The 6,402-nt window shown below is 69.0% G+C and carries 6 protein-coding genes; all 6 read left to right on the top strand.

The genetic code is table 11. The annotated features are described in order from the left end of the window. Positions 1–174 precede the first annotated feature (174 nt). The 6 genes from D7X74_RS16685 (at position 175) to D7X74_RS16660 (ending at position 6,244) form a co-directional block, all read left to right on the top strand. A complete protein-coding gene (locus D7X74_RS16685) occupies positions 175–645 on the top strand; it encodes a hypothetical protein (RefSeq protein ID WP_120533964.1) in 471 nt (156 codons plus the stop codon). Positions 646–728: 83 nt separating this feature from the next. Beyond that, positions 729–1,499, top strand: coding sequence for a hypothetical protein (locus D7X74_RS16680; protein WP_120533963.1), 771 nt, complete (start codon positions 729–731; stop codon positions 1,497–1,499). Between the two features lie 144 nt (positions 1,500–1,643). Then, complete coding sequence (gene rplC / locus D7X74_RS16675) at positions 1,644–2,312, top strand: 50S ribosomal protein L3 (RefSeq protein ID WP_120533962.1); 669 nt, start codon at positions 1,644–1,646, stop codon at positions 2,310–2,312. A 334-nt stretch (positions 2,313–2,646) separates the two neighbouring features. Beyond that, the gene (locus tag D7X74_RS16670; RefSeq protein ID WP_120533961.1) at positions 2,647–3,465 is read left to right on the top strand and encodes an outer membrane beta-barrel domain-containing protein; all 819 of its coding nucleotides are present in this window, start codon (positions 2,647–2,649) and stop codon (positions 3,463–3,465) included. Positions 3,466–3,473: 8 nt separating this feature from the next. Further along, positions 3,474–4,703, top strand: coding sequence for an outer membrane beta-barrel domain-containing protein (locus D7X74_RS16665; protein WP_120533960.1), 1,230 nt, complete (start codon positions 3,474–3,476; stop codon positions 4,701–4,703). Positions 4,704–4,705: 2 nt separating this feature from the next. Beyond that, positions 4,706–6,244 carry a lipopolysaccharide assembly protein LapB gene (locus D7X74_RS16660; protein WP_120533959.1) on the top strand — a complete coding sequence of 513 codons (1,539 nt, stop codon included), beginning with the start codon at positions 4,706–4,708 and terminating at the stop codon, positions 6,242–6,244. Positions 6,245–6,402: the final 158 nt, after the last annotated feature.

Raw genomic sequence — 6,402 nt, 5'->3', positions numbered from 1 at the left:
TTCCCGTGCTGCGAATCGTTCAGCGGAGGCCCCGTTTGCACTCGAGGGTGATGCGGGTGTCGTCCATCGGCCTCGCGGCAGTGGGTCTCTATTGGATGGTTGCTCGCGGGGTCGGTTGAATTACCCGGCGTGCGTTCCTAGCTTGGGGCTGATGAGGGTGGGGGAGGGACGCTGATGGGCGCGAGGCATACCCGGTTGGCCGCTGCACTGGCCGCCGCTTGGGAGGCGGAAGTGGTGTCGGCCCGCCGCATGACGGGGCTGGCGGAACGCATGAACGACGCGCGCGTGAGGGCGCGGCTGATGGTGCTGGCGGCGTTCTGCCGGGCCCATGCGTCCCGGCTGCTGGCCCGTCTGGCGGCGCTGGGACGGGGGCCGCTGCCGGTGCCGCCGGAGGAGATCGACCTGGATCCGGACACGGTGCTGGAGCTGCGCCGGGAGGGCGCCTTCGCCCGGGCGTCGGCTGCTCGCTATGAGACGACGGCGGAGATGGCGCGCCAGCACGCGGACCTGTCGTCCGCCTGGGTGTGCGAGCTCAACCGCACCGAGGAGCAGGATCGCGCCCGGGAGCTGCTCGCCCTGGCGGAAGGCGCCATGGCGGCCGTGCGGCGGGAATCCCAGGCCGTGGCGGCGCCCGCGGACTCCTGACGCGGCGCGGGCAGAGGCCGGGCACCCCGCAAGGTGTGCTCGGCCGGTGACAGTCCCGGCGTCTTGGGCGTATGAATCCGCCCATGGCGAAGGAGAGCTACAACGACCTCATCTTCCAGCTCGGCGACCTGGCCCGGGACATCCTCCCCGGCAAGCCGAACTGCCCCCGCTCCATGGAACGCGTCTACCGCGCCGAAGAGGTGCTGGAGGCGCGCCGCGAGGAGCTGGCGGTGCTGGAAGCGGAGATGAACGACGAGGATGTCGCGTACCAGGATTACCTCGCGCAGCACGAGGAGGAGTGCGCGGCCGAAAAGGTCATCACCGCGCGCTTCAAGCGGGCCGTGGACGCCGTGGAAGGCAAGGTGAAGGGTCTGCGCAAGACGCTGGACACCCGCCGCGCCGACCTGCGCTACGCCATCGCCGGGCTCAAGAAGATTGAATCAAAGCTCGCGGACCTGGAGATGGACACCCAGGACCCCGTGAAGCTGGACGCCGCTCGGCAGAACCTCAAGAAGAACCGCATCGCGCAGATGCGCCTGGCGCGCGAGGTGGAGGACTGGGAGGCCCAGCTGGCCACCGCCCTCACCCCCACGCCCGGGCAGCCCGGCGCGGCCGGCATCCTGGCCCACAAGCGGCTGATCGAGCTGGAGGACGCCGCCGCCGAGCAGAAGCGCACCCATGACGAGCGGATGGCGGAGCTGGATCAGGCCATCGCCGCCAAGGAGGAGGAGACGAAGGGCGCGGAAGATTATCTGGATCAGGCGTTGTTCCTGCTGGGCGAAGAGGTGTATGCCCAGCGCATCGGGGAGGCACAGCTCGCCTCCTTCTACCCCCGGCTGGATCGCGCGCAGTAGGGGGTTGCACACGCCCTTGGTGCTTGACGTGGGGAGTGTGTTTGCTATCTTGCGCCGCTTCCTGGCGGCCGCGGGCACGCGTGTAGGCCAGTTCATTGAATTCATTGGGCTTTCGGCGCCACGGGCGCTCGCTGTGAGGACGACGTGAAGGGTCTGATTGGCAAGAAGATCGGCATGACCCAGGTGTTCAACGACGAGGGCAACCTCGTTCCGGTGACGGTCATCGACGTCAACACCTGTCTGGTTGTCGGCAAGCGCACCCCGGAGAAGGATCAGTACTCCGCGGTGACCGTGGGCTTCGGCGAGATCCGCGAGAAGCTCCTGAACAAGCCGCAGCTCGGCTTCTTCAAGAAGGCCAGCGCCACCCCGCGCCGGCACCTGCGTGAGTTCCGCGTCACGGCCGAGGAGGCCGCCGCGTTCAACGTGGGCGACGCCGTCAAGGCGGACATGTTCGCCAAGGGCGAGCTGGTGGACGTCACGGGCGTCACCAAGGGCCGCGGCTTCTCCGGCGTCATGCGCCGTTGGAGCTTCAAGGGTTCGCAGACGAAGACGCACGGTACGCACGAGTATCAGCGTCACCCGGGCGCCATCGGTCAGCGTAAGACGCCCGGCCGTACCTACCCGAACAAGAAGATGCCGGGTCACTACGGCGTCGAGCGCAACACCACCCAGAACCTGACGGTGGTGGACGTGGACGTGGAGAAGGGCCTCGTGCTCGTCAAGGGCGCGGTCTCCGGCCACAACGACAGCATTGTGATCGTGCGCCCCAGCATCAAGGTGGCGATGCGCGCCGCGCACAAGGCCGCGCGCTAGTCTCAAATCGCTGCTGACGCACGGGCGCGCTCCACACCGCGCGCCCCCTTCGACGCCCCGCTTCCGGCACCTTCGGGTTCCGGGCGGGGCGTTCGTCGTTTCCGGCGCCAGACCCGCCAGGCTCGCCAGGCTCGGGTGACGCGCGTTGAAACGTTGAGTGCTGGTCGCCCTGGGGACAAAGGGCGAAAACTTTACCGACTGTCGCTGGGTTCCGCTTGCGGTGAGGGGGCGCCGTGCTCACATGGCTGTCCCACGCCGGAGCCTCGCCGTCGAAGCAGACGGGCGCAGGGCTGCCGGCCCACCCAACGGCCCACCCCCGGGCCGGGCAGGAGATATGAACGCACGCACGCTTCGCGTCTTCGCAGCGCTGTGCATCTCGCTGACGGCGCTCGGCGCCGCCGCACAGGAAGACGGCGTCCTGGAGTCCGCGGTCGTCCGCAACCGGCTCTACAAGCCCGCGGGCCATCCGGAGCTGTCGCTGTCCGTGGGCCTGCCGGTGCAGACGTACCTGACGGCGCACTACTTCTTCGACGTCGGCCTTGCCTACAACCTCTTCGACACGTTCGCGGTGGAAGCGCGGGCGGGCTTCGCGGCCAGCCGCCACACGGGCCTGGCGCGCTCCATCTCCGAGTCCTTCCTGGACCGCGAGGACAAGCGCGTCACGGACGAGCTGGAGGACCTGTGGCGGATGAACCTGCACGGCGTCATCGGCGCGCGGTGGGCCCCCATCTACGGAAAGATTTCGCTCGTCGCGGACATCCCGGTGCACTTCCAGACCTACCTCTGGGTGGGCGGCGGGCTGGGCAACCTGAAGCGCGAGTCGGTCATCCAGTGCACCCAGGTGGTGGACCGGGCCGCGGGCGTCTGTGACAACCGCACGGCGGTGGATGATCGCGGCTCCGCCACGGAGAACTACTGGGTGAAGGAGACGCGCGTGGCGCCGGTGGTGTCCGCCGCGCTGGGCTTCCGCTTCTTCATCAAGGAGCAGCACGGCATCCGGCTGGAGCTGCGCGACTGGATCTTCAAGGACAGCTACCGCGTGAACCTGCTGCGCGACGACTGGGAGGCCGGCAATCCCACCGGCGAACCCGCCGGCAGCCCGGGCCTCACGCACCTGGTGCAGTTCGACCTCGGCTACACCTACTCGTTCTGACCCTTCCTATGCGACCCTTCCGCTCCATCGCGCTCCTCGTCGCCGCGGTGCCCGCCCTCGCGTTCGCGCAGGGTGCCGCCCCGGCGCAGCCGCCGGGCTCTCCGGGCCCGGAGACGACCGCTCCCGCTTCCACCTCGCCCGGTGAACCGCCCGAGCGCTCGCGCACCCAGCGCGACGCGCCCGCGGTGCCCCAGGCAGCCCCGGAGACCCCGGCCGCGCCTCCCGCGTCCCGCTCCGGAGCCGCGTCCGATGAGGACGACGCCGCGAGCGACACGACGGCCCCGGCCCCTGCACCCGCGGGCCCCACGTCCGGCATCGCGCCGGCGGACGCCCCGGTGCTGGAGTCTCCGGAGTCGGGTGAAGCCCCGCGCACCACGGACGCGCAGCAGCAGCGGCTGGTGAACGGCGCGCCGCTCTACAACCCGAACGTGAACGTCCACATCGTCCAGAAGAAGCGCTTCGCGGACGAGGGCAAGCACGAACTGGTGCTGTACCCCGGCGTCGTCCAGGTGAACGGCAAGTTCACCAACCACGTGGGCACCGCGCTGCACTACGTCTACCACCTGCAGGAGAACTTCGCGCTCCAACTGGGCGGCCAGTACAACTGGTACTCCGACGAGAGCGACTTCAACCTGGAGCTCATCGACAAGGTGCGCGAGCAGGCCCAGGCGGCTTCCTCGCTGCTGCTCCAGTGGGGCGCGCACGCGGGCGTGGAAGTCACACCGCTCTACGGCAAGTTCGCCTTCTTCAACAACTCGCTGGCGCAGTTCAGCCTGGTGCTGTCCGGCGGCGCGGGCGTGGGCAAGACGCGCCACCTCATCCGCCCCAAGGTGGCCAACGAGGTGGACGGCCAGACGTACCAGGTGCCCGCGCGCTTCGGCGACACCGGCAACAAGTTCCTGGGTGAGGTGGGCGGCGGCTTCCGCGTGCAGTTCGGCGAGTCCTACGCCATCCGCCTGGAGGTGCGCGACCTCATCTACACCGCCCGCGTGGACAAGGTGGACGGCTGCAATCTGGGGGACTTCGAGGCGCTGGAGGCCGCCCGGGCCGCGAACCAGCCCTTCGACGGCCTGTCGCTGAGCGGCAGTTGCAAGGTCGCCAAGTTCGACGGCGTGGATCCGGAGACGAAGAAGAACTACCGCGAGGACATCATCCTCGGCCGCGACCTGGTGGCCGAACCCTCGTCGGACGTCCTCAACAACGTCAGCTTCTACGCTGGCTTCTCGATGCTCTTCTAACCATGTCCCGACTGCTCCGACTCCTCGTCGTTATCGGGCCCCTCGTCGTGCCGGCCGCGGCCTTCGCCCAGCAGGACGTGGGCGCCTACAACCGCGCGCTGTCCGCCTTCAACGCCGGCCAGTTCGACACCGCCGCCCCCCTCTTCGCGCAGCTCGCTGAAGGGGAGGACGCGGACCTCAAGGGCAAGGCCGAGTACTACCTGGCGCAGACCTTCGCGAAGAAGGACCTGCCCGTCGCGGCCTTCATCTCCTACGCCGCCATCGTCAACGCCGGCCCCAAGCACCCCTCGTACCTCAAGGCCATCGAGGGGCTGGTGGACATGCAGCAGCGGCTGGACGAACAGAACCTCATCCCCAGCATCCTGAACCAGGCCTACTCCGACGAGGTGCGCGACCAGTGGGTCACGCTGCCCAAGGAAGTGCTGGCGCGGATCAACTACCTGGTGGGCACCGCCAGCCAGCGCCGGATGCGCTTCGAGGAGGCCCGCGCGCTGCTGGAGGCCGTGCCCGCCGACAGCCGCGTCTACGCGAAGGCCCGCTACCTCTTGGGCACGGTGCTCGCGGATCCGCGCTTCCCGGGCCGCCCTGGGGAAGGGGAGACGCTGGACAAGGAGGCCATCGCGGCGTTCCAGACGGTGCTCTCCACGAAGGAGCCGCAGGTGGAGCTGCCGGAGACGCGCGAGCTGGCGCTCCTGGCCCTGGGCCGCGTGCACTACCGCCGGGGCGAGTATGCCGACGCGGTGAAGGCCTACGAGGGCGTGCCCCGCTACGCGCGCTTCTGGGATCAGGCCCTGTTCGAGAACGGCTTCGCCCGCTTCCAGAACGAGGACTTCGGCGGCGCGCTGGGCAGCCTCCAGGCCCTGCACGCCCCCCAGTTCGAGGGCGCGTTCCAGCCCGAGTCGTGGATCCTCAAGTCCACCGTCTATTACTACTCGTGCCTCTACGACGAGGTGAAGACGACGCTCGCGGCGTTCGACGAGCGCTATGGCCCCATGGCGAAGCAGCTGGAGCCGTTCACCGGCGAGGCGCTGCAGCCCGTGCAGGCCTTCAACCTGGTCGCCGCGGAGAACCGCCGGCTGCCCCGCGCGGTGTACCTGTGGATCCGCAACAACGAGCGCATCCGTGAAGTGATGCGGACCCTCACCCGCGTGGACGCGGAGAAGCGCGCCATCGTGGACGGACCCTGGCGGGGCACCCCGCTGGCGGCGCAGACGGTGGCGTCGCTGGAGGAGATCCGCGGCACGCTGCTCCAGGTGGGCGGCACGCTGGCGAAGAACCGCATCCAGGAGGCCGCGGACAACCTCCGCACCTTCTCCGACCAGGCGGAGATCATCCGCGTCCAGACGGCGCTCGACGAGAAGGACCTCTTCTCCGCCGGCGTGGACCAGAAGACCCTCCTGACGCGCCAGACGCTCTACCGTCCGAAGATGCCGGGCGCGTCGTGGAACTACTGGCGCTTCCAGGGCGAGTTCTGGATCGACGAGATCGGCTACTACCAGTACACGCTGAAGCGGGGCTGTCCCGCACGCCAGGAGAAGTAGGCGCGAAGGAGTACCCGGGCGTACCCGGCTGCCTGGCAAGCGCGTCAAGAGAGGCCCCTCACCGCGACCCTGTGTCGTGGGGAGCGGGCCTCTTGCACGTTGTTGAGTCCTGGAAGTTCGCTCGGGGTGATCGCGTACGCCGGGGCACAAGGCACGTT

Origin of the sequence: Corallococcus sp. CA047B (genome assembly GCF_003612065.1) — a bacterium.
Lineage (GTDB): Bacteria > Myxococcota > Myxococcia > Myxococcales > Myxococcaceae > Corallococcus > Corallococcus praedator.
The sequence above is the reverse complement of the archived record's forward strand: the minus strand, read 5'-3'. Positions and strand labels throughout refer to the sequence as shown.